20 protein-coding genes and 1 pseudogene are annotated in these 22,582 nt (G+C 69.6%); 11 read left to right on the plus strand and 10 right to left on the minus strand.

The window, feature by feature from the left end; translation table 11 throughout:
• Positions 1 to 22: 22 nt before the first annotated feature.
• Together AC3A6X_RS25335 and AC3A6X_RS25340 are read left to right on the plus strand one after the other, a co-directional pair.
• Positions 23 to 3,067, plus strand: coding sequence for a sensor domain-containing diguanylate cyclase (locus AC3A6X_RS25335; RefSeq protein WP_487844765.1), 3,045 nt, complete (start codon positions 23 to 25; stop codon positions 3,065 to 3,067).
• A 115-nt stretch (positions 3,068 to 3,182) separates the two neighbouring features.
• Entirely contained in the window at positions 3,183 to 5,066 is a 1,884-nt protein-coding gene (locus AC3A6X_RS25340; protein ID WP_487844766.1) for a GspE/PulE family protein, read from the plus strand.
• Between the two features lie 32 nt (positions 5,067 to 5,098).
• Here the strand turns inward: AC3A6X_RS25340 and AC3A6X_RS25345 are convergent, their stop codons facing one another.
• Positions 5,099 to 5,842: an EAL domain-containing protein gene (locus AC3A6X_RS25345; RefSeq protein ID WP_487844767.1), complete on the minus strand. Its 744-nt coding sequence runs from the start codon at positions 5,840 to 5,842 to the stop codon at positions 5,099 to 5,101.
• 224 nt (positions 5,843 to 6,066) lie between these two features.
• On the opposite strand from AC3A6X_RS25345, the gene AC3A6X_RS25350 reads away from it, so the two are divergent.
• Positions 6,067 to 7,155 (plus strand): BMP family ABC transporter substrate-binding protein, encoded by a 1,089-nt coding sequence (locus tag AC3A6X_RS25350; protein ID WP_487844768.1) that lies wholly within the window; start codon positions 6,067 to 6,069, stop codon positions 7,153 to 7,155.
• 123 nt (positions 7,156 to 7,278) lie between these two features.
• Here the strand turns inward: AC3A6X_RS25350 and AC3A6X_RS25355 are convergent, their stop codons facing one another.
• A complete protein-coding gene (locus AC3A6X_RS25355; protein WP_487844769.1) occupies positions 7,279 to 7,941 on the minus strand; it encodes an acyltransferase in 663 nt (220 codons plus the stop codon).
• Positions 7,938 to 9,083 carry a glycosyltransferase family 4 protein gene (locus AC3A6X_RS25360; RefSeq protein WP_487844770.1) on the minus strand — a complete coding sequence of 382 codons (1,146 nt, stop codon included), beginning with the start codon at positions 9,081 to 9,083 and terminating at the stop codon, positions 7,938 to 7,940. The genes AC3A6X_RS25355 and AC3A6X_RS25360 overlap by 4 nt, the downstream gene beginning before the upstream one ends.
• 185 nt (positions 9,084 to 9,268) lie before the next feature.
• Between AC3A6X_RS25360 and guaD the strand changes: the two genes are divergently transcribed.
• The 4 genes from guaD (at position 9,269) to AC3A6X_RS25380 (ending at position 13,781) form a co-directional block, all read left to right on the plus strand.
• Entirely contained in the window at positions 9,269 to 10,558 is a 1,290-nt protein-coding gene (gene guaD, locus AC3A6X_RS25365) for a guanine deaminase (protein ID WP_487844771.1), read from the plus strand.
• Positions 10,559 to 10,615: 57 nt separating this feature from the next.
• A complete protein-coding gene (gene dcd, locus AC3A6X_RS25370) occupies positions 10,616 to 11,182 on the plus strand; it encodes a dCTP deaminase (protein WP_106555705.1) in 567 nt (188 codons plus the stop codon).
• A gap of 156 nt (positions 11,183 to 11,338) precedes the next feature.
• The gene (gene ypfJ, locus AC3A6X_RS25375) at positions 11,339 to 12,217 is read left to right on the plus strand and encodes a KPN_02809 family neutral zinc metallopeptidase (RefSeq protein ID WP_487844772.1); all 879 of its coding nucleotides are present in this window, start codon (positions 11,339 to 11,341) and stop codon (positions 12,215 to 12,217) included.
• 97 nt (positions 12,218 to 12,314) lie between these two features.
• Positions 12,315 to 13,781, plus strand: a complete 1,467-nt coding sequence (locus AC3A6X_RS25380; RefSeq protein ID WP_487844773.1) for a DEAD/DEAH box helicase — start codon at positions 12,315 to 12,317, stop codon at positions 13,779 to 13,781.
• Here the strand turns inward: AC3A6X_RS25380 and AC3A6X_RS25385 are convergent.
• Positions 13,774 to 14,634 (minus strand): symmetrical bis(5'-nucleosyl)-tetraphosphatase, encoded by an 861-nt coding sequence (locus AC3A6X_RS25385; protein WP_487844774.1) that lies wholly within the window; start codon positions 14,632 to 14,634, stop codon positions 13,774 to 13,776. The two genes, AC3A6X_RS25380 and AC3A6X_RS25385, sit on opposite strands and share 8 nt — an antisense overlap.
• Positions 14,635 to 14,658: 24 nt before the next feature.
• Between AC3A6X_RS25385 and AC3A6X_RS25390 the strand changes: the two genes are divergently transcribed.
• A complete protein-coding gene (locus AC3A6X_RS25390) occupies positions 14,659 to 15,975 on the plus strand; it encodes a hemolysin family protein (protein WP_487844775.1) in 1,317 nt (438 codons plus the stop codon).
• Positions 15,976 to 15,977: 2 nt separating this feature from the next.
• Here AC3A6X_RS25390 and AC3A6X_RS25395 read toward each other — a convergent pair whose 3' ends face one another.
• The 4 genes from AC3A6X_RS25395 to AC3A6X_RS25410 are packed head-to-tail and all read right to left on the minus strand — an operon-like array spanning position 15,978 to position 19,819.
• Positions 15,978 to 17,312, minus strand: a complete 1,335-nt coding sequence (locus AC3A6X_RS25395; RefSeq protein ID WP_487844776.1) for an adenylosuccinate synthetase — start codon at positions 17,310 to 17,312, stop codon at positions 15,978 to 15,980.
• Positions 17,313 to 17,322: 10 nt separating this feature from the next.
• Complete coding sequence (locus AC3A6X_RS25400) at positions 17,323 to 18,300, minus strand: VWA domain-containing protein (protein ID WP_487844777.1); 978 nt, start codon at positions 18,298 to 18,300, stop codon at positions 17,323 to 17,325.
• Positions 18,301 to 18,330: 30 nt separating this feature from the next.
• Positions 18,331 to 19,296 carry a protein kinase family protein gene (locus AC3A6X_RS25405; RefSeq protein WP_487844778.1) on the minus strand — a complete coding sequence of 322 codons (966 nt, stop codon included), beginning with the start codon at positions 19,294 to 19,296 and terminating at the stop codon, positions 18,331 to 18,333.
• A 31-nt stretch (positions 19,297 to 19,327) separates the two neighbouring features.
• On the minus strand, positions 19,328 to 19,819 hold the full coding sequence (locus tag AC3A6X_RS25410) for a thermonuclease family protein (protein ID WP_487844779.1): 492 nt from the start codon (positions 19,817 to 19,819) through the stop codon (positions 19,328 to 19,330).
• Positions 19,820 to 19,943: 124 nt separating this feature from the next.
• Between AC3A6X_RS25410 and AC3A6X_RS25415 the strand changes: the two are divergent.
• The 3 genes and pseudogenes from AC3A6X_RS25415 to AC3A6X_RS25425 all read left to right on the plus strand — a co-directional run.
• A pseudogene (locus tag AC3A6X_RS25415) lies at positions 19,944 to 20,024 on the plus strand (hydrolase); the annotation flags it as partial.
• Positions 20,025 to 20,112: 88 nt separating this feature from the next.
• Positions 20,113 to 20,478 (plus strand): nuclear transport factor 2 family protein, encoded by a 366-nt coding sequence (locus AC3A6X_RS25420; RefSeq protein WP_487844780.1) that lies wholly within the window; start codon positions 20,113 to 20,115, stop codon positions 20,476 to 20,478.
• A gap of 110 nt (positions 20,479 to 20,588) precedes the next feature.
• Entirely contained in the window at positions 20,589 to 21,230 is a 642-nt protein-coding gene (locus AC3A6X_RS25425) for a hypothetical protein (protein WP_487844781.1), read from the plus strand.
• Between the two features lie 33 nt (positions 21,231 to 21,263).
• Here AC3A6X_RS25425 and AC3A6X_RS25430 read toward each other — a convergent pair whose 3' ends face one another.
• A complete protein-coding gene (locus AC3A6X_RS25430) occupies positions 21,264 to 21,764 on the minus strand; it encodes a CDGSH iron-sulfur domain-containing protein (RefSeq protein WP_487844782.1) in 501 nt (166 codons plus the stop codon).
• A 37-nt stretch (positions 21,765 to 21,801) separates the two neighbouring features.
• Positions 21,802 to 22,533, minus strand: coding sequence for an oxygen-binding di-iron domain-containing protein (locus tag AC3A6X_RS25435; RefSeq protein ID WP_487844783.1), 732 nt, complete (start codon positions 22,531 to 22,533; stop codon positions 21,802 to 21,804).
• Positions 22,534 to 22,582 lie beyond the last annotated feature (49 nt).

Below are 22,582 nucleotides of genomic sequence, written 5' to 3' on the forward strand. Positions count from 1 at the left end.
CCGCATCAGCCTGAATACGCGTTTGAGCGCCGCCGTGGCCGCGGTGGTGCTGGCGGCGACCTTCGCGATCGCCACCGTCGCCTTGCACCTCGTCAAGGCCAGCATGGAGGCGTCGATCGCCGGCGAGGAGTTGGCGCGCGTCTCCGCCATCGCCGAGGCAGTCGACCAGAAGTTCATCGGCCGGCGGACCTTGCTGAAGACCTTTGCCGACAGCGTGAAGTCGCACGACTTCCCGAACACCGCGCCGCTGCAGGGCCTGCTGGAACAGCACCAGTCGCTGCGCGAGGCCTTCGACAACGTCGCGCTCATCGGTCTCGACGGCGAGATCGTCGCCAACCTGAACGGGGCGCAGCAGATCGGCCGTGTGAATGTTCGGGACCGTCCGTACTTCGCGGACACCGTCTCCACCGGCGTCGGCGTCATCTCGCAGCCGTACCGCAACCGGATCAATGGCCTGGCGCAGGTGGCCATCACGCAGCCGGTTCAGGACGCCGCGGGGCGCCTGCGTTACGTGGTCTGGGGCTCCATCAACCTGAAGGAGCGCAACATCCTGGGGGATCTGGCCGACGTCAAGTTCGGCAAGACGGGCTACCTCTTCATTCTTTCCGCGGACGGCGTCGTGATCGACCATCCGCGAGCGGCGCTTGTGCTGAATCGCGCCGGCGCCGACAGTGCCGCGGACACCGAGATCCAGCGCGCGATCGCGGGCTTCGAAGGCACCAGCGAAGGGCCGGACCTCGACGGGGCGCACGCCCTCTACGCGTTCAAGCGCATCCGGCAGACCGGCTGGATCCTGGGCGCGGTGTACCCGCGCAGCGAGGCCTTCGCGCACATCGATGCCATCGAGCGCGTGGCCTGGGGCGGAGCCTTCGTGCTGGCCGTGCTGGCGGGGGCCGCCGCGCTGGCCCTGGTGCGCGGCCAGTTGCAGCCGCTGTCGCACCTGCACCGGCGCATGCTCGATGCCCAGGCCGCGCCGGAGGAGGTCGCGGCGCCCGGCGCCTATGCCCACGACGAGATCGGCGACCTGTGGCGGACCTTCGACGAACTGATGCAGCAGCGGCGAGCCAGCGAGAAGTTCCTGCGCGACATCACCGACAACCTGCCGGCGATGGTGTCGCACGCGGATGCACAGGGCCGCTACACCTTCGTGAACGCGCGCCTGTGCGAGAAGCTGGGCCGCAGCGCGGCCGAACTGCTCGGCCAGCCGGTACGGGATGCCCACGGCGCCGACCAGAGCGCCATCCCCGAGCGCTACCTCCAGCGGGTGCTGGCCGGCGAGCCGGTGACCTTCGAGCGCCGGGGGTCCATCCGGCGCGGCGGGGAACCCCGCTTCTTCCAGACCGAGCTCATCCCCGACCTGGACCAGGCGGGCGCGGTCCGCGGCTACTACGCGATGACCTCCGACGTGACGGAGCGCAAGCGCACCGAGCTCAGCCTCGCGCACAGCGAGGCGCAGGTCCGCACCATCGCCGACAACATCCCGGCGCTGGTGTCGCATGTCGACGCCTCGCTGCACTACACCTTCGTCAATGCCAAAGTCAGGGCGCTGCACCGCGACGACGCGATGGTCGGCAAGTCGATGCCCGAGAAGCGCGGCGCCGCGGACTTCGCAGTCGTCGAGCCCTACTACCGGCGCGCGCTCGCGGGAGAGACGGTGATCGTCGAGAAGGCCGGCGATGCGATGCTCGGCATCGGCGAGCGGACCTACAAAGCCCACTACATCCCCGACCAGGACGACGTCGGCATGGTGCAGGGCGTGTTCGCCATGACCTTCGACATCACCGACGAGGTCAACATCCGCAAGGCCCTGAGCGAGCAGGAAAAGCGGCTGCGCGACGTCACCGACAGCATTCCGGCCCTGGTGGGGTATTTCGATCGCGATCAGAACTGCCTCTACGGCAACAGCCGGGCGCGGCAGATGGCCGGCCTGGACGACGGCCCGCTCGACGGCGTGACCCTGCGCTCCGCGGTGGGCGAGGCGGTGTACGCGCAGCAGCTGCCCTTTCTTCCGAGGGTGCTGGCGGGAGAGGCGGCGAGCTTTCCGGTCGAGGCGCCGCTGCGCGGCAAGACCGGCCATTTCCAGGTCAACCTGATTCCGGACAAGGACCTGCAGGGGCGGGTCCTGGGCTTCTACGTCATGACCTTCAACATCACCGCGTTGAAGGAGGCGGAGCTGCGCCAGGCCGAGAGCGAGATGCGCCTGCGCACCATCACCGACAACATGCCGGCGCTGATCACCTACATCGACCGCGAGCAGAAGGTCACTTTCGCGAACGGCACTTACCGGGAGTGGCTGGGGCTCGATCCCGCCAAGCTGGCGGGGCTCCATATCCGCGACATCGCGGGGCCTGAGCTGTACGAGTCGCGCAGGGCCATGATCGAGCGCGCGCTGGCGGGCGAGCGCGTCGAGTTCGAGGCGGCGACCAAGAAGGGCGATTTCGATCGCGTCACCCACGTCATCTACGTGCCCGACATCGGCCCCGACGGCGCGACGCACGGCATCTTCTCGCTCAGCCTGGACATCACCGCGCTGAAGGCGGTGGAGCGCAAGCTGATCGAGCTCGCGCGGGTGGACACCCTCACGGGCCTGCCGAACCGGCTGGCCTTCAACGAGCTGCTGCCGGCAGCCATCGCGACGGCCGACGGCACGGGATGCGCGCTCGCCCTGATGTTTCTCGACATCGACCATTTCAAGAGCATCAACGACACGTTGGGCCATGCCGTGGGCGACGGCGTGCTGGCCGAGTTCGCCCGGCGCCTGAAGGACAGCGTGCGAGGCACCGACACCGTGGCGCGGCTGGCCGGCGACGAGTTCGTGATCGTGCTGGAGAACCTGCCTGCGCCGGAGGCGGCCGCGGCCGTGGCCCGCAAGATCGTCGCGCGCATCAACGCGCCGGCCTTCCGGCTCGACGGCCGGGAGCTGGAGGTCACGACCAGCATCGGCGTCGCCTTTCATCCGCCCTCCGATGCGGCCGTCACGCCGTCCGAGCTGCTGGCGCGCGCGGATGCCGGGCTCTACGCCGCGAAGGCGGCGGGGCGCAACACCTTCGCCTTCGCTCCAGGCTGAATACTTTCGTAATGAGGGCGGGAGCCTTCCTCGTGCGGCGCGCGCAGCTGTGCTGAAATCGCTGCTGGGAGCCCTGGAGTTCCCCAAGAAAAACCCGACAAGAGAGGCCAAAGCCATGTCGTCTGCGGAAGTCGTCACGCCGGATCAGTTGTTGAAGGAGCTCGAGGCCCAGGGCCGCATGCCGATCATGCGCATCGGCCAGGCGCTGGTCTCGCTGGGCATGGTCACGGAAGATCAGCTGGAGGCCGCGCTGGCGCAGCAGCAGCTCGACCGCAGCGTGCCGCTGGGCGAGACGCTGGTGCGCATGGGCGTGGTGAGCCGTTCGCAACTGCAGCTCGCGCTGGTGCGCAAGATGGGCTATCCGCTGGTCAACCTGCAGCTGTTCCCGCCCGCGGCCGAGGCCCTGCGCAAGATCAGCCATGGCGTGGCGCGGCGCCTGCAGGTGATGCCGCTGATGATCCATGAGGGCCGCCTCGTGCTCGCGCTCGACGACCCGGCCAGCCGGCACGCGGCCATCGACGAGGTGGAGTTCATCGGCCAGATGAAGGTAGTGCCGGTGATCGGCCAGTGCCGCGACCTGGACGACGTGCTGCAGAAGGCCTACGAGAAGATCGGTGCTCAGGCGGAGGGGCGCCCGGCCGCGGCCGACCCGATGAGCATCGACTTCGACCTGGCCGGCACCAGCGAGCTGCTGGAGACCCTCGAGAAGGAGGTCCGGGCTCCGGCCGACGAGGACGCGCCCATCGAGCAGTCGGACAACTCCCTGGTGCGGATGATCAACAGCATGATCCAGGAAGCGCACCGCGAGGGCGTGTCGGACATCCACATCGAAAGCTACCCCGGGCGCGAGAAGACCCGCATCCGCTTTCGTCGCGACGGCCGGCTCTACACCTACCTGGAGCTGCCGCCCAGCTACCGCAACGCGATCGTCGCGCGCGTGAAGATCATGTGCGACCTCGACATCAGCGAGAAGCGCAAGCCCCAGGACGGCAAGATCAACTTCGCCAAGTTCTCGCCCCAGCACCGCATCGAACTGCGCGTCGCGACCATTCCGACCACCAGCGGGCTGGAAGACGTGGTGATGCGCATCCTGGCGTCGGCCAAGCCCATCGCGCTGGATGCGCTGGGGCTGTCGGGGCGCAACCTGGCGCGCCTCACCGAGGCCATCGAGCGCCCCTACGGCATGGTGCTGTGCGTCGGGCCGACCGGCTCGGGCAAGACCACGACCCTGCACTCGGCGCTCATGCACATCAACACGCCCGAGCGCAAGATCTGGACTGCGGAAGACCCCATCGAGATCACGCAGGCGGGCCTGCGTCAGGTGCAGATCAACCCGCGCATCGACTGGACCTTCGCCAAGGCGCTGCGGGCTTTCGTGCGCGCCGATCCGGACGTGATCATGGTCGGCGAGATCCGCGACGACGAGACCGCGAAGATGGCGATCGAGGCCTCGCTCACGGGCCACCTCGTGTTGTCGACGCTGCACACCAACAGCGCGCCCGAGACCGTGACGCGGCTGCTCGACATGGGCATGGACCCCTTCAATTTCGCGGACTCGCTGCTGGCCGTGCTGGCGCAGCGGCTGGTGCGCCGCCTGTGTACCCACTGCATCAGCAGCCGCCCCCTGACCCCGGAAGAGATCGACGAGCTGGTGTCCGACTACCTGAATGCCTACGCGGTGAAGGCCTCGCCGTCCGATCGCGAAGGGGTGGTCGCTTCCTGGGAACGACGCCATGCCCGCGACGGGCGGCTCATGAGCTTCTCGAGCGCCGGCTGCAAGCAGTGCAAGGACACCGGCTTCCGGGGGCGCGTCGGCATCCACGAGCTGATGCTGATGTCCAAGGGGCTGCGCCGCCTGGTGCAAAGCGGCGCCCGCGCCGAGGAGATTCAGCAGGCGGCGCTGCGCGAGGGCATGCGCACCCTGCGCCAGGACGGCATCGCCAAGGTGCTTTCCGGGCAGACGACGATCGACGAGGTGCGCGCGACAAGCAACGTCTGAGTGCGTGGGTCGAACCCCACCTCAGGCCAGCGTCAGGCGGCGTCCCACGCCACGGCCGGCAGGGCGGCGATCGCGGGCCTCGCGAGCAGGAAGCCCTGGAAGAGTTCCACGCCCAGTGCGCGCAGCACGCTGACCTCATCCCAGGCCTCGACCCCTTCCGCGATCACCCGGATGCCCAGCTCGTCGCAGGTCGCCACGAAGCCCTTCACGATCGTGATGCGCACCGGGTCCTGGTGGATGCCGCGCACCAGGCTCATGTCGATCTTCACCACGTCGGGCTGGAAGGCGGCGAGCAGCTCGAAGCCGGCATAGGCCGCGCCGAAGTCGTCGATGGCCGAAGTGAATCCGTAGCGCTTGAAGGTGCGGAAGGTGGCGGCGAGGCCGGGCAGGTCGTCGACGCGCTCGCCCTCGGTGATCTCGAACATCAGCCGGTGAACAGGGAAGTTGCAGCGCTTCGCCGCGGCCATGGCGGTGCGGAAGCAGGCTTCCTGGCCCGCCACGTCGTTGGGCATCACGTTGAGGCTGAGCCTCGATTGCATGCCCAATGCGGTGGCCATCTCGATCGCCTTCACCCGGCAGGCCTCGTGGAACGCGAAGCGGTCCTGCGGGCTCACGCGGCCGAGCACCTCGGAAGCGCCTTCGCCGGTCGTGCCGCGCACCAGCGCCTCGTGCGCGAAGATCTCCCGCCGCTCCAGGTCCACGATCGGCTGGAAGGCCATCGTGAACGCCGAGCCGTCGCCTGGGGACGCGGCGTCGGCACGGGTGGGGGCAGTCACGGGAATAGGACCTCGCGGGCGGTGATGGGCAGGTGCCTCGAACGGGCGGCGCCGGAGCGTGAATGCTAACCCTTCGTGCCTGCGTTGTGCGTCGCGCAGGTGGCCAGGTGCTCCGGGTCCATTCGGACCGGCCGGGTCGCGGCAGGGCCGCCCGGTAAAATACGTCCCGGCGCTGCTGCCCCGCAGCGTCAATTTTTTTGCTCCGGGCCATGTAGAGGAACACCATGTACAAAAACCTCGCCGCCGCGTTCGCGGCCGCTTGTTTTTTCATATCGCCTTCGTATTCGCAGTCCGTCCCCCGGGCGGACCCGCTCAAGATCGGCTTCGTGTACGTCGCGCCCATCACCGATGCCGGCTGGGTGCGGCAGCACGAGGAGGGCCGCAAGGCCGTCGAGTCGGCGCTGGCCGGCAAGGTGAAGACCACCTTCGTCGAGAACGTGCCCGAGGGCGCCGATGCCGAGCGCGTGATCCGCGACCTGGCGCAGCAGGGCCACAAGCTGATCTTCACGCCCAGCTTCGGCTACATGGAGCCCACGCTCAAGGTGGCGCGCGACTTCCCCGACGTGAAGTTCGAGTCCATCACCGGCTATAAGCCCGCGCCCAATGTCGCGACCGCGAACGCCCGCTACTACCAGGGCCGCTACCTGGCCGGCATCGCGGCCGGGCGCATGAGCAAGACCCATGTCGCGGGCTACGTGGCGGGCTTCCCGATCCCCGAGGTGCTGCAGGGCATCAATGCCTTCACGCTGGGCATGCGTTCGGTCGACCCCAAGGCGCAAGTCAAGGTGGTGTGGCTGGACGCCTGGTTCGATCCGCCGCGCGAGCGCGACGCCGCGATGACCCTGTTCAACCAGGACGTGGACGTGATCGCCTTCCACACCGGCTCCACCGCCGTCATGGCCGCCGCGCAGGAGCGCGGCAAGATGGCCGTCGCCTACCACTCCGACATGCGCAAGGTCGCGCCCGATGCGCAGATCGTCGCCGTCACTCACCAATGGGGCGGCTACTACACGCAGCGCGCGCAGGCGGTGCTCGACGGCAGCTGGAAGCCGGTCAGCATCTGGGGCGGCGTGAAGGAGGGGATGATCCGCGTCGGCGATTTCGGCCCCAAGGTGCCCAAGGCCGTGCAGGACGAGGTGCTGGCGCGCCAGCAGGACATCGCCAGCGGCAAGCTGCAGGTCTTCCGCGCGGCGCAGGACGTGCGCGACAACGAGGGCAAGGTCGTCATCGCCAAGGGCACGGGGCTGCGCGACGACCAGATCCTCATGATGGACTGGCTGGTCGAGGGCGTGCAGGGGCGGATTGCGCGGTGAGGGTTAGCGCCCGGTCTTTAAGGTCGCGAGCTGCGACCTTAAAGACGCCGACTCCTCAGCCGTGACTCGGCACATGAAGTCCGCCGCTGCCGCGATGGCGACCGGCGCGTTCATCGAGCGACCTCAATGCACAAACCCACGCTCCCGATGAAAGTACGCCGCCTCGGGATCCAGCTTCTTCACCTGCACCGCCGGCGACCCCGCATACACCGCGTACTCCTCCCCGTGCGCCTTGTTCAGCACGGACCCCGCCCCCAGCATCGAGCGATCGGGCAGGGCGGCGCCGCCGAGCACGGTCACTCGCGTGCCCACCAGGCAGTAGGCGCCGATGCGGATGGGCTTGCAGTCCTGCCGGTTCTCCACCGCGTTGATGCCGTGCGTGATCAGCTGCGAGTGGTAGCCGGCGATCGTGGTGAAGGCGCCGATGTCGACGCGGTCGGTGCAGTCGATGATGTGCTGCTTGGTGACGGCCGCATGCTCGCCCAGCGAGAGCGTCGGATCGCGCCCGGTGCGGTGCGTGAAATGGGCGCCGGCCGGCGGATGGCCGGTGATCCAGTTCGAGCGGTCGATCACCGAATGCGCGCCGCACTCGAGCCGGCCCAGGTGGATGGCCACGTTGAAGTGGCCGATGTAGGCCCCTTCACCCATTACCAAGTGTCCCGGGAAGACGTAGGAAAGCCCGATGCGCGCGCCGTCGGCGATCTCGTAGCCCCAGAAGCGGCGCAGCACCGCGCGCTTCAGCGGCCAGGGCAGGAAGACCACCAGCAGCCCGAGCAGGCGCTTCACAGGCGGACCTTCCGCTCCTCGAGCACACGCCGGTAGGTCGCCACGTAGTTCGAGGCCATGCGGTGCGCCGTGTAGTGCGTGGCGTTCTCGATGCCCAGGCGGCGCATCTGCTCGAAGCGCGGCGCGGCTTCCTCGATGGCGGCGGCCATGGCCTCGGCATCGTTGGGGTCCACGTAGACCGCGCCTTCGCCGCCGATCTCGTTCATCGGCGCCAGGTCGGAGGTGAAGACCGGGCAGCCGCAGGCCTGGGCCTCGATCACCGGCCAGCCGAAGCCCTCCTGCAGCGAAGGGAAGAGCAGGGCGGTTGCGCTGGCGTAAAGCGCGCGCAGCTCCTCGTGCGACACCTTCTGCACCGTCTTGATCCGGTCGGCCACGCCGTGCTTGCGCGCCAGCTCGGCCATCTCCGGCACCAGCTCGGGGCCGACGAACACCAGCAGCTCGGCCGGCGCGGGCCGCCCGCTCGCCGCCGCGCGCTCGTGCAGCGCGATGAAGGCCTCCAGGACCTTGCGGCGGTTCTTGCGCGCCAGGTCCCAGCCGACGTGGATCAGGAACTTGTCATCGGTGGAGATGCCGAAGCGCCGGATCAGCCCCTGCGCCTCCTCGGGCGGCACCGGGCGGAAATCGTCGTTCAGGCCGTTGAGGACCACGGTGACCTTCGGCTCCTCGGCCAGCCCCAGCGCCAGCAGCTCGCGCCGGGTCAGGTGCGAGACGCAGGCCACCAGGTCGGCCGCTGCCAGCCCCTTGACGATCAGCCGCTGGAACAGGCGGCCGGTCCAGCCCACGTCCCAGCCGTCCACCATGCCCTTGGCGGCCTGCACCGCGATCACGTCGTGGCAGGTGATCACGTTGGGTTTCGACCGGACCCAGGGGATGTACATGCCGTTGGAGTGGTCGGTCACGTGCACCACGTCGGCCCAGCGCACATGGCGGGCCATCGAGGGGATGAAGAGGATGAACTTGTCCACATAGCCCAGCCACTTCCACAGGCGCGAGGAAGTGGGGACCCGCAGCACCCGCCGCGGAGGCGTCAGCACCCGCAGCTCGCAGCCGGCGTGGGGAAGTTCGCGCTCCAGGATGCGCTTGAAGGCCAGCATGCTGGTCTGGCCGTCGGGGAGATAGTTCCCGATGAGGAGCACTTTCATGCTGGACGTGCGCGGCGGTCTGCGTCGCGTGAAGTCATCGATGTTCCAGTTGGGGTTGAGGGAAGAATTATGTTCTAGCGCCAGGGGCACCCCGGGATGGGCAGGACGGACGGCGGGGCTGTCATATAGCCTCCATATGCGCTCGCACATTCCGTACCGGCTTCCCTGCCTTACCCTCCCAGCCCATGCAAGCCTACCGCGCCTCCCTTTTGCGATTCGACGCCGCCGGCCAGCCCGTCTTCGACGAGGACGGCCTGCTGGTCGTCGGCCCCGATGCCGCCGGCCGGCAGCGGGTCGTGGACGCCGGCGCCTTCGGCAGCGTCGCGGCGCGCCATCCGGGCGTGGCGGTCACGCACTGGCCGGGCCGCATCATCGCCCCGGGCTTCGTGGACATGCACATCCACTTTCCGCAGACCGACATCATCGGCGCCCCCTCCGAAGGGCTGCTGCCGTGGCTCGAGAACTACACCTTCCCGGCCGAGAGCCGCTTCGCCGAGCCGGCCCATGCGGCCGAGGTGGCGGAGGTCTTCTTCGACGAGCTGCTGCGCAACGGCGTCACCACCTCCCTGACCTTCGCGACCTCGCATCCGGCCTCGGTGCAGGCCTTCTTCGAGGCAGCGCAGCGCCGCTGCCTGCGCATGATCACGGGGAAGGTGCTGCAGGACCGCCATTCCCCCGACGGCGTGCGCGACCAGACCGAGCAGAGCCTGATCGACACCGAGTCGCTGATCCGCCAATGGCACAACGTGGATCGCCTGGGCTACGCGATCACCCCGCGCTTCGCGCCCACCAGCACCGACGCGCAGCTGCGCGGCGCGGGCGAACTGGCCGCGAAGTACCCGGACACCTGGATCCATTCGCACGTGGCCGAGAACAAGGACGAGGTGAAGTGGGCGCGCGAGCTCTTCCCCGGCGCCCGTTCCTACCTCGACGTCTACCGCGGCTTCGGCCTGATGCGCGAGCGCGCCGTCTATGCCCACTGCATCCATTTCGACGACGACGACCGCCGCCTGATGCGCGAGACCGGCACCGCCGCCGCCGTGAGCCCGACCAGCAACCTGTTTCTGGGCAGCGGCTTCTTCGACTTCGAGGGGGCCGACCGCATCGGCTGCGCCTACGGCCTGGCCAGCGATGTGGGCGGCGGCACCAGCTTCAGCCCCTTCTCGACCATGCTGGCCGCCTACTACGTGGGCCGCGAGGGCCAGACCAAGCCTGGCCTGAGCATCGCGCCCTCGCAGCTGTGGTGGCGCCACACCGGCGGCGCGGCGCGCGCGCTGGGGCTCGCAGGCACCATCGGCAACCTGCAGCCGGGCTGCGAGGCCGACTTCCTGGTGCTCGACCCCAAGGTCACGCCGATGCTCGCGCGCAAGACGGCGCGGGCGGAGAGCCTGGAGGAGCTGCTGTTCGCGCTGATCGTGCTGGGCGACGACCGGCTGGTCGAGCGCACCGTGATCTCCCAGGCGCCGGCAGCCTGAGCTCGACGGGGTGGGGAAGCCGCTGCCTAGAATAGCGGCCCCAAGGAAGGACCCGACATGAGCATCAAGAGCGACAAGTGGATCCGGCGCATGGCCGAGAAGAACGGCATGATCGAGCCCTTCGAGCCGGGCCAGATCCGCGAGCAGGACGGCCACCGCATCATCAGCTACGGCACCTCGAGCTACGGCTACGACATCCGCTGCGCGCCCGAGTTCAAGGTCTTCACCAACATCCACAGCACGGTGGTCGACCCCAAGAACTTCGACGAGAAGAGCTTCGTCGACTTCCACGGCGACTCCTGCATCATCCCGCCCAACAGCTTCGCGCTGGCGCGCACGGTCGAGTACTTCCGCATCCCGCGCAACGTGCTGACCATCTGCCTGGGCAAGAGCACCTACGCGCGCTGCGGCATCATCGTCAACGTCACGCCCTTCGAGCCGGAGTGGGAGGGCTACGTGACGCTGGAGTTCAGCAACACCACCCCGCTGCCGGCCAAGATCTACGCCGGCGAGGGCTGCGCCCAGGTGCTCTTCTTCGAGAGCGACGAGGTCTGCGAGACCAGCTACAAGGACCGCGGCGGCAAGTACCAGGGCCAGCGCGGCGTGACCCTGCCCAAGGCCTGATCCACTTCGCGGCGCTGTCCTGCACGCGCTCGCGCCTCGCGGGCCCTGCGGCCCCGGCGGACCGGCGCAAGGATGTCCAGCCATGGACATGCGCGCCCAGGCCGGGCGCGTACTATCGGGAGCGGCGGCCGCCATGGGGCGGCAAGGAGACGCATCATGAGATGGGAAGGCAACGAACAATCGGACAACGTCGAGGACCGCCGCAGCGGAGGCGGGGGCTTCGGCGGTTTGCCGATCGGCGGGCGCAGCGTCGGGCTGGGCACGGTCGCGGTGGCCGTGATCGCGGGATGGATCTTCGGCATCAACCCGCTCACCTTGCTGGGCCTGATGAGCGGCGGCGAACCGCCCGCCCAGGTGCAGCAGCAGGGGCCGGCGCAGAAGCCGCCGGCCAATGACCGCGAGGCGGCCTTCGTCTCGACCGTGCTGCGCAACACCGAGGTGGTGTGGAGCGACGTCTTCCGCCAGAACGGCGGCAGCTACACGCCCGCCCGCCTAGTGCTGTTCCGGGGCGCCACGCCCACCGCCTGCGGCACCGGCCAGTCGGCCATGGGGCCCTTCTACTGCCCCGGCGACAAGAAGGTCTACATCGACCTGGCCTTCTACGACACCCTCTCGCGCGAGCTCGGCGCACCCGGCGAGTTCGCCCGGGCCTACGTGATCGCGCACGAAGTGGGTCACCATGTGCAGGACGAGCTGGGCGTCACCGGCAAGGTCGACCAGATGCGCGGGCGCCTGAGCCAGACGCAGAACAATGCGCTGAGCGTGCGCGTCGAGCTGCAGGCCGACTGCTTCGCCGGCATCTGGGCGCACCATTCGCAGGAGTCGAAGAAGTGGCTGGACCCGGGCGACATCGAGGCGGCCATGAACGCCGCGCAGAAGATCGGCGACGACGCCCTGCAGCGCTCGGCCGGCCGGGCCGTGGTGCCCGACAGCTTCACCCACGGCACCAGCGCCCAGCGCCAGCGCTGGTTCAGCGCCGGCTACAAGAGCGGCAAGATCCAGGACTGCGACACGTTCGCCGCGCGCAGCCTCTAGTTCAGGCAGCGATCTGTTGCTATTGAAAACATAGCGAAACCACGAGTCACCGCACTGTCATCCCCGTTTTTTGCCGCAGTGCGACAATAGAAGGTTCATGACCAGTTCCTTCTCCAATCTTTCCCTGGCCGAGCCGTTGGCGCGGGCCGTGGCCGAAATGGGCTACGAGACCATGACGCCGATCCAAGAGCAGGCCATTCCGGTGGTGCTCGCAGGCCAGGACGTGATGGGCGCCGCACAGACCGGCACCGGCAAGACAGCGGCCTTCTCGCTGCCCCTCCTGCAGCGCATGCTCAAGCACGAGAACAGCTCGACCTCGCCGGCGCGCCACCCGGTGCGGGCGCTGGTGCTGCTGCCCACGCGCGAGCTGGCCGACCAGGTGGCGCAGCAGGTCAAGCTCTATGCCAAGCACACCAACCTGCGCAGCACGGTGGTGTTCGGCGGCATCGACATGAAGCCGCAGACCCTGGAGCTCAAGAAGGGTGTCGAGGTCCTGGTGGCCACGCCGGGCCGGCTGCTGGACCACATCGAGGCCAAGAACGCGGTGCTCAACCAGGTCGAGTACGTGGTGCTCGACGAGGCCGACCGCATGCTCGACATCGGCTTCCTGCCCGACCTCCAGCGCATCCTCTCGTACCTGCCCAAGCAGCGCACCACGCTGCTGTTCTCGGCCACCTTCTCGCCCGAGATCCGGCGCCTGGCCGGCAGCTACCTGCAGAACCCGGTCACCATCGAGGTGGCGCGGCCGAACGAAACGGCCTCCACCGTCGAGCAGCATTTCTACAGCGTGAGCGACGACGACAAGCGCCGCGCGTTGAAACAGATCCTGAGGCAGCGCGGCCTCAAGCAAGCCTTCGTCTTCGTCAACAGCAAGCTGGGCTGCGCGCGGCTTGCGCGCTCGCTCGAGCGCGAAGGCCTCAACACCACCGCGCTGCACGGCGACAAGAGCCAGGACGAGCGCCTGAAGTCGCTGGCCGCCTTCAAGGCCGGCGAGGTCGACCTGCTGGTGGCCACCGACGTGGCAGCCCGTGGCCTGGACATCAAGGACGTCCCCGCGGTCTTCAACTTCGACATCCCCTTCAACGCCGAAGACTACGTGCATCGCATCGGCCGCACCGGCCGCGCCGGCGCCTCGGGCCTGGCGGTGAGCTTCGCCAGCGGCGGCAACGACGTGCGGCTGGTGGCCGACATCGAGAAGCTGATCAAGAAGAAGATCGAGCTGGAGCCGGTGGAGTTCGACGAGGACCGCCCGCGCGGCCGCATCAACGACGGTCGCCGCCACTGGCGCGACGAGGGCGAGGCCGGCGACGCGCGCGACGTGCTCGACCAGCCGCGCGAGCGCAACGGCGAAGCCCGCTTCGGGCGCAACACGCGGCCGCACCGCACGCCGGCGGCGCCGCGCGATCCCTTCTTCGAGAAGCCTTACGAAAGCCCCGAGCGCGAGGCCGCGCCCTCCTGGGAGGCCGCCGCCAAGGCCACGCCCGCGCGCGGCATCTCCAGCAACATCAAGAGCAAGCGCAAGGTGCCCGCGCTGTTCAAGGCCGCGGCGCCGCAGCCTAGCTGAGCGAGGCTGTTCGGCCCGGCTTCTGCGCCTGCGCGCAGCGCACCTGGATCAGCTCGCGATCCGCGCTCGTCGCGCCCATGCGCACCGCGCTCAGGCAGCCGCCCCAGACGCAGCCCGTATCGGCAGAGATCAGGTCGGGCCGCGAGACCCAGCCCAGTGTCGACCAGTGGCCGCAGGCGATGGTGACACTCGCCGTGCGCCGCCCCGGCACGTCGAACCACGGCATGAAGCCCTCGGGCGCGGCGCCCGCGCCGTCCTTGGCTTCGAACTCCATCACCCCCTCCGCGCTGCAGAAGCGCAGCCGGGTCAAGGCATTGACGATGACGCGCAGCCGCGCGCTGCCCGTGAGCGAATCGTTCCATTGCGCGGGCTCGTTGCCGTACATGGTCTGCAGGAACTCGGTCAGCGCGGGCCCGCGCAGCACCGATTCGAGCTCGGCCGCCAGCGCCAGCGTGTCCACAAGGCTCCACTGCGGCAGCACGCCCGCATGCAGCATCAGCAGTTCGCCGTCGGCGAGCTCGCGGTGCAGCGCCATCGGCTGCCGGCGCAGCCAGTCGAGCAGGGCTTCGCGGTCGGGTGCGGCCAGCACTTCGGCCAGCGTGTCCTTGCGGCTGTTCTTGCGCGCGCCCTGGGCCACGCCCAGCAGGTGCAGGTCGTGGTTGCCCAGCACGCTCTGCGCGGCGCCGTCCAGGCGCTGCACGCGCCGCAGCACGGCCAATGAATCGGGTCCGCGGTTGACCAGGTCGCCCAGCAGCACCAGTTGGTCGCGGCTGGGGGAAAAAGCGATGTCGTCGAGCAGGCGCGCCAGGGCTTCGTCGCAGCCCTGCACATCGCCGATCAGGTAGAGTGCCATGGGTCCTCATTCTCGCCCCCCTCCATGGATGTTTTTCTGCTGGCCTTGCTGACCACGCTCAACGCGGCGTTCGCAATGTCCGAAATGGCCCTCTCCACCAGCCGCCGCGCGCGCCTGGCCGCGCTGGCCGAGACGGGGGATGCCGGCGCCGCAGCCGCGCTGGACCTGATGGAATCGCCCACACAGTTCCTTTCCACGGTGCAGATCGGCATCACCTCGATCGGCATGCTGAGCGGCATCGTCGGCGAGGCTGCCTTCGCCGGGCCGCTGGCTGCCTGGATGGAGCGCTCGGGCATGGGCCCTGGGACGGCCAGCTTCGTCTCTACTGCCGTGGTGGTGAGCTGCATCACCTTCTTCACCATCATCTTCGGCGAGCTGGTGCCCAAGCGCATCGGCCAGCTCTATCCCGAGCCGGTGGCACGCCACGTCGCACGCCCGATGCACATGCTGGCCGCCGCCGCCAAGCCCTTCGTGCTGCTGCTGTCGGGTGCCACGGCCGCGACCCTGAAGCTGCTGCGCATCGACCTGAACGCAGGCCGCATGGTGACCGAGGAAGAAATCTCGGCCAGCCTGGAGGAGGGCGTCGACGCCGGCGTGATCGAGATGCACGAGCACCAGATGGTGCGCAACGTGTTCCACCTCGACGACCGGCGGCTGAGCTCGCTGATGGTGCCGCGCGCCGACATCGAGTGGCTGGAGGCCTCCGACACGGTCGCACAGGCCCTGCAGAAGGTGTCGGCCGAAGCGGTGCGCGACGAGGTCCACTCCTGGTACGCGGTGTGCAGGAGCTCGCTGGACGACGTGGTGGGCACCATCAGCGTGGGCAGGCTGCTGGCGCTGGGCCTGGCGCATCCCGGCACCATCGAGGAAGCGGCGCAGCCGGCGATCTTCGTGCCCGAGACGCTGACGGGCATGGAGCTGCTCGAGCAGTTCCGCGCGCGCGCCGCGCGGATGGTGTTCGTGGTCGACGAATACGGCGTGGTGCAGGGCCTGATGACGCCGGGCGACCTGCTCGAGGCCATCACCGGCGAGCTGCAGACCGAAACCCAGGCCGACGCCTGGGCCCACAAGCGGCCCGACGGCGAGTGGGAGCTCGACGGGCTGATGCCGGTGGCCGAGCTGCGCGCACGCCTGGGCATCCGCGAGCTGCCCGACGAGGAGCGCGGGCGCTACAACACGGTGGCGGGGCTGCTGATCTTCGTGTCCGGCCACCTGCCCGAGGTGGAGGAGGAGATCGATTGCGAGGGCTGGCGCTTCAGGATCGTGGCGCTCGACGGCAAGCGCATCGACCGGGTGACGGCCCGATCGATCACCGCGGCCCCGCACGACGCGGCCGCCTGAATTCAGAAGTCGAGCGCACGAAAGGCCTGGACGGCCTCGGCCTCGGGCCCGAAAGCGCCATAGCGCACCGGGCAGCCGCTCAAGGCCTCGATGCGATCGATCCACGCCGCCGGCGCGGTGACCGCGAGTGGCTCGTACAGAGGCTCGGCCGACGCCAACAGCCGGGTCAGGCCTTCCTGGTGCGCGAGATCCGGCGCCGCGCTGCGCCGCAAGGCCGTCAAGGGCTGCGCCTCGCCGGCCACCCGGTAGGCGCTGCACCAGCGCAGGCCGCCGGCGCGCCTGATCGCATCGAGATGGCTGGCCGCCAGCCCATCGAGCGGGCCCACGGCCGCGAGGGCGTAGCGCCACAGCACGGCGTCCGGCTGGCCGCGGCGAAAGCGCCCCTGCCAGCCGGCGTCGGCGTTGTGCGGCTCGGCCAGGCGGTCGAGTGCGGCATCCTGCGTGGGCAGCGGGCCGGCGCCATGGCGCGTGAGATAGCTGCGCAGCACGCCCAGGTGCCGCACGCGCGCGGCGATGCCGGCATCGGCCAGCACCGCCTCGACGGCGGCGGTGGAGACCGTGCTCCAGCTGGTGTGCGGATGGAAGCCCTGCCATTCGTCGAGCAGCACGCCCTGTGCGCCTTCGAAGAGCACCGTGCCCGGGCGCGCGAGCTGCGCGGCGATCGCGTCGCGGCCGGCGGGCGCAGCGTGTCGCAGGCAGGGCTCGACCGCGGCCAGCCAGCGGCGCGCCAGCGTGGGGTCCTCGATCATCGCCCGCTCCTGCGCCGCGGCTTCGGTGGGCGGTAGTGGCAGCGCCTCGAGCTCGCGCCGCAGCGTCTCGCGAACGGCCTCCAGCTTCTCCAGCGCGTGCGACGGCCGCGCCAGGTCGCCGTAGCGCATCGCGGTGTCCGGCATGGCCAGCGCCTGGCGCACCGTTTCGCCCACTCCCACGCCGCAGCTGCCGTGCGCCGCGGTTCCGCGCGCCCATTCGCGCAGCCGCCCCGCGGCCTGGTGGAAGGGCGTGGTCACGCGGCAGCGCGCATCGATGCGCAGCCGCGCCAGGGCGTCGTGTACGCCGCTGTGCCGCAGCGCCTCGTGCTCGACCAGGAGCGCGCTTGGATGCACGACCACCGGGCTCGCCAGCAGCGTGCAGGCGCCGGCATTGAAGCTGCCGGCGCCGAACTGCGAGAAGGTGTGGTGCCGCCCGTCGGCCAGCACCACGTTGTGGCCGGCCTGCGCGCCGCCGTTGAAGCGCACCACCGTGTGCGCGCCCCATGCACGGGCCAGGAAATCGGTGTAGAGGCCTTTGCCGCAGTCGCCGAAGCCCAGGCCCAGCAGCGAGACGTAGCGCGTGCTCACGCGGCGCGGATCAACCGAACAGCCGCTTCCACCACGAGCTGCGCGCCGTGCCCGGGCCGCTGGCGCCGGTGTGGACGCGCCGCGGCGCGTTCGGGTCGAGCAGCGCGGCATAGCCTTCGAGCGCATGGGCGACCGCGTTGACGCGCTCGCGCGGCATGCCGTGCGCGCCCATCACCTGGGCGAGGCCGTCGAGGCCCGGCACCGCCTTCTCGGTCAGCGCCACGATGCCGGCCGCCACCGCGCAGGCATCGTCGGGCGAATCCATGCAGATCACGTGATCGCCCAGCAGCTCGCGCCAGCGCGGCTCGCAGTTGCGCCGGCGCTGGGCGTCGGGGATCAGGAAGAACAGGTGGCATGTCTCGGCCGCCGCGGCGATCGCCTCCTCGATCGGGATGTCCTCGTCCAGCTTCTCGCCGATCAGCGCCTCGACCTGATGGCGGGAGACGGCCGGGTAGGGCAGCTCGTCGCCGGTCATGAACAGGTAGCCGCGCTTGCCGCGCTTGACCCAGCAGTCGAGGTCGGTGTGCTGCGCGATCACGTAGAAGGCGAGCTCGTAGCTTTCAGAGCCGCTGCCGCCGCCCCCGCCTTCCAGGAAACTCCAGGTGAGCCACTGGTCCATCAGCTCGGCGGTGCTCTCGTACTGGCCCACCTGCAACGGCGCCTGGTCGGAGGTGGCGTCGCCGATGGCCATGAACAGCAGCTGCGGATCGGCCACGCCGCAGTCCGTCAGCAGCTTCATGAAGGTGGGCAGCTCGCGCCGCGCCAGCGTCTGCGGGATGTCGCCCATGGAGCCGGTGACGTCGAGCGCGAAGGCGATGCCCAGCGAGTTCGGATGGTCGGCGTTGTCGCGCGACTCGCGCACCCGCAGGCCATGCGGGTTCATCAGCGCGTGCGTCGCGCTCTGCCTGAAGACCTCGGCGCCCGAGCGCGTCGCGCGGTCCGCCACGAGTGCCGCGTGCGCGGCATGCGAGTAGTTTCCGTAGCCCATTTTTTGTCCTCGTTCTCCTGATGCTGAAGCTCAAGCGCGCGGCGGCGCCGGATCGAAATGGACGAACTGCGGCGCGCCGAAGGATTCGCGCGCCGCCGCCGACAGGGCGGCCTCGATCCCGCGTGCGCCCAGGCGCTCGCAGGCGCGGGCGTCCTCGCTGCATTCGCGCAGCAGGGCGGCCAACGGCGCCGGGGTGTGCGTGCCGAGTCCGGGCGCATCGCCGGCGGGCCCGTGCAGCAGGGCCCGGATCGTCCAGGCCGTCTGCATCAGGTCGCGCGCGGCCGCGGCCGTGCCCGCGTGCTGCCGTGCGCGCGACCAGCCGACGATCAGCACGCCATGGTCGCGCGGATGCACCAGTGCATGCTCGGGCGCCAGCGCGCCGTGCGTCCAGCCGGCTTCGTGCACGAAGGCCAGCACGTCCAGCAGGCGGCGCCAGATCCAGACCGCGTGGCGCGGATCGATGCCTCGGACATTGGCCTCCCGCACCGCCTGCAGGCTGCCCCAGAAGCCGGTGGGATGGCGCAGCGCCAGCGCCTGACGGGCTTCGTCGGCCCAACCCTCGGCCAGGCCGATGCCGAGGGGCTGCGGCAGTCGCCGCGTGAAGTAGGCCGCACCCGGGACCGCGAGCGCTTGCAGGGCCGCCAGCGCCGCGGCCTCGCGCGCGAGCGCATCGGCGCCTTCGGTCGTGCGCGCCAGCTTCAGCGTCACGCGTTCGGGCAGGGCGCCCAGTCGCTCGGCCAGCAGCACCTGGGCATGCTCGCCGGCGCCCAGGGTGGCCAGCACGCGATAGCGCGCGCCTCGCCATTGCAGCAGGCGCCCGGCGCCGTCATGCGCCTGTGCGCGCCGCAGCGCCGCGCGGAAGCGCTCGCGCTCCACCGTCTGCTCGCCGCGCACGACGGTGGCGCCGCACCATTCGCAGTTCACCGTTCGCCAGCGCGCTGCCCGCGGCAGCGGTGCCGAGCATTGGGGGCAGGTCAGGGCGAGCAAGGCGGGCATTGGGGCCGAAGCCTATCCGATGCCGTGCGATTCAGCGAGTACGCGGATGCGCGGCGCGCCAGGTCCAGGGCGGCACGGGGCGGCGATCGGCCCACAAGCCGGCGCGCTTGCCCTTGGCCTCCAACTCGGCGAAGGCGTACTGGCCGCGCTCGGTAGGGCTCTGTTCGTCGGCATAGGCGCGCGACCACCAGGCCATGCCCACGGTGAGCATCGCCAGGCCGGCGTCCAGCGTCTTCGCGCAGTGCGCCTCGGTGCAGGAGTTCGGGGCCACCTTCACCCGGCAGACGCGGCGGTGGTAGCGGTCCTCGTCGTCCTCGCAGTCCAGGCGCGCGGTCTTGCGGTAGGCGATCTGCGACAGCGCCTGCCTGGCGCGCCGGCCGAAGGGCTGGCTCAGCTCGGGCGCGTCAACGGCATGCAGGCGCACGGTGAGCTGGCGAAACGCGCCGGCTTCGCCGCAGCGAAGCTTGAGGGTGTCGCCGTCGCTGATGGCGACGACCAGGCAGAAGAGGGCGGCGGAAAGCATGAAACCAAAGCCGCCGATGCTAGCGTGCCGTGCCGGACTCAGTCCTCCTCGAGCTCCTCGAAGCGCTCGCCGGCGACCGCTGCCGTGCGCAGGAAGAGATCGTTCAGATCGCGCATGCCGTCATCAGGGGCTGGGCACGCTGTTCTCCAACCACATCCCCGACTACCGCAACCTCATGACCAGCTACAGCCAGCTGGCCAAGTGACCGGATGCGGCCACCCGCAGCGCGGCGGAATGAACCGCGCCCGGCCGCTGCCCGGTAGGATCGAGGCCGACCGAACGAGGAGACCGCCATGACCGAATCCTTCCTCCAGGCTTTCGCCGACGCGTGGAACCGCCACGACATCGACGCCCTGATGCAGTTCATGACCGAGGACTGCGTCTTCGAGGCCAGCGCCGGCCCCGAGGCCTGCGGCACGCGCTACGTCGGCCCTCAGGCGGTGCGCGAAGCTTTCAGCCGCGTCTGGCACGACTACCCCGACGCCCAATGGCTCGGCGCCCGGCACTTCATCGCCGGCGAACGGGGCGTCTCCGAATGGACTTTCGTCGGCACCCGGGCCAGCGACGGGGTGCGCATCGAGACCAACGGCTGCGACCACTTCACTTTTCGCGACGGCCGCATCCAGCTCAAGAACTCGTGGCGCAAGGCCCGCGGCTGAGGGCCCGTCCTGTCGCGCCGACGCCCCGTCGTGCCAAAAAAGTCGCTTGAGAAAGTAACTATTTGTGTGCTTCAATCGGCGGCGGAGTAGAGGAACCGTCGAGGACATCCATGAAAAGACTGCTGAGCATCGTCTGCATCGCCGCCCTGGCGGCCGGCTGCGCGACCCGCCCCAATGCGGGGCCCGGGTCCGGTTCCGGCGCGGACTACGTTCCTGCCGTGCAGGCACCTGGCGACCCGGCGGCCTACGAACAGGACCTGGCCCGCTGCCGCGCCTCGGCCGCCAGCATCCCCTTCCGCGCCAGCCAGCATGACGATGCGCTCGTCGTGCTCGACACCGGCGTGGTCGGCGTCGGCTGGATGGCCGGCATCCCGACGCTGAGCGGTGTCGCGGTGGGCGGCGGCCTCTATGCCTTCCAGAAGGCCGTGTACACGCCCGAGCGCCGCGTCTGGCATGCCAGGCAGGAAACCTCCATGCTCAACTGCCTGGCGCAGAAGGGCTACGTCAACACCGATCCGAGCGTGCGCGTGACCTGGGTGCCTCCGGGCCAGCGCTCGGCCGAGCCCGCGCTGCGCAGCACCGGGCGCGACACCTACAGCGCCGAGCAGTTCGCCAAGACCCGCCGCTGCAGCGTTCTGCCCATGGCCACCCTGGTCGAGAAGGGCCCCGGCTACGAGCGCCACAGCATTCCCTGCAGCAACGGCCAGACGATGGCTGTGCGCTGCGAGTTCGGGAGCTGCCGGGCCGGGTAGGCCTTCCCGGGGGCGCACGCTTCGCGACGCGGGTCAGTTCCTGTCGTCCTGAAAATCGATGCGCCGGTGTGTCCCGTCGCAGAAGGGCTTGTTCTTCGATCCGCCGCACCGGCAGAGAAAGAAGCACTCTCGCGACGCGCCTTCGGGCCAGTTCCCGGTATCGAGATCGAAGCCCTGGACCTCGTAGGGGCCGTTGTGTGAGATGCGAATGCGGGGCGCACCCACCGCAGGGGGACCGGGCTGGTCGTGCCGTGTCTCGGGTTGGGCGGCAGGCGTGCGCTCCGGGCGTCGATCGTCCGAGAAGCCGATCCGGATGTGCGAGCTGTCACAGAACGGTTTGTTGCGCGACGCACCGCAGCGGCACAGCGCGATGCCGAGCGAGCCGCTCAGCCGCTCCCCTTTCGAGTTCGTCAGGTCATCGACGGTGACCAGATAGGGGCCGTCGCGCGACAGCCTGATGCGAGGTCTTGGCTTGTCCGGCGGGGATGGGCCCCCGGCCTCACGCGACAAGGGCGCGACGGTTTCCTGCTTCATTTGCAACTCCTTCCAGCGCAACGCGGCCACGCATGGCTCAACGCGCAGTCGACAGTGCGTCCGAGAGCTCGCCCAGCAGCGATGCACCGTCGCCCTGCCAGGCGCTGCCGTGCATGCACGCGAGCGTGCGCGGCGCCTGCTGCGCGAGCCCGGCCAGCATGGCGGCGGTTTGCGGCGAGTGCGCGTAGTAGTCCATCTGATGCCGGAATGCTTCGCTGGGCCCGAGGATGTCGGCATCGATCAGCGCCTGCTCGCTGTTGCCCGGCTGCGTGAAGAGGTCGCCGCAGAAGAAGGTGCGCGTCTGCGTGTCCATCATCAGTCCGCACTCCCAGCCGTGCGGAAGATGGGGCGTGTCGAACCAGCGCATCGTATGGCTGCCGATCACGAGGTCCTCGCGGTCGGCGAGCGTTCGGGGCGGGCGGTCGGCCATGTCGGCGATCGAGAGCATGCCCGCGAGGCTGCCGCACAGGGGCACGGCCTGCGGCGCGGCCGCCAGGAACAGGTTCAAGGCGCCGCACTCGTCCGCCTCCACATGGGACAGTCCGACGTAGCGCAGGCGCTCGAGGGGCATCACGCTCGCGATGGCCCGGCTCACCAGCGGAAAAAGCTGGCGTGGCCCGGAGTGGAACAGGAGCGGCTCGTCATCGATCACCAGGTACTGGTTGAAGCTGAAGAGCTGGCCGTCGGGCAGCGGCACGGGCGTGTTGATGCGGAAGATGCCGGCCGCGATTTCCTGCACGTTGGTGCCCGCCTGTGGGTCGGTGGTCATGCGTGTCTCCTGCGCTGTGGTGCGGCGACCGCGTCGCCACGGCGCACCA

The organism is Variovorax sp. Soil_C_12, assembly GCF_057657375.1.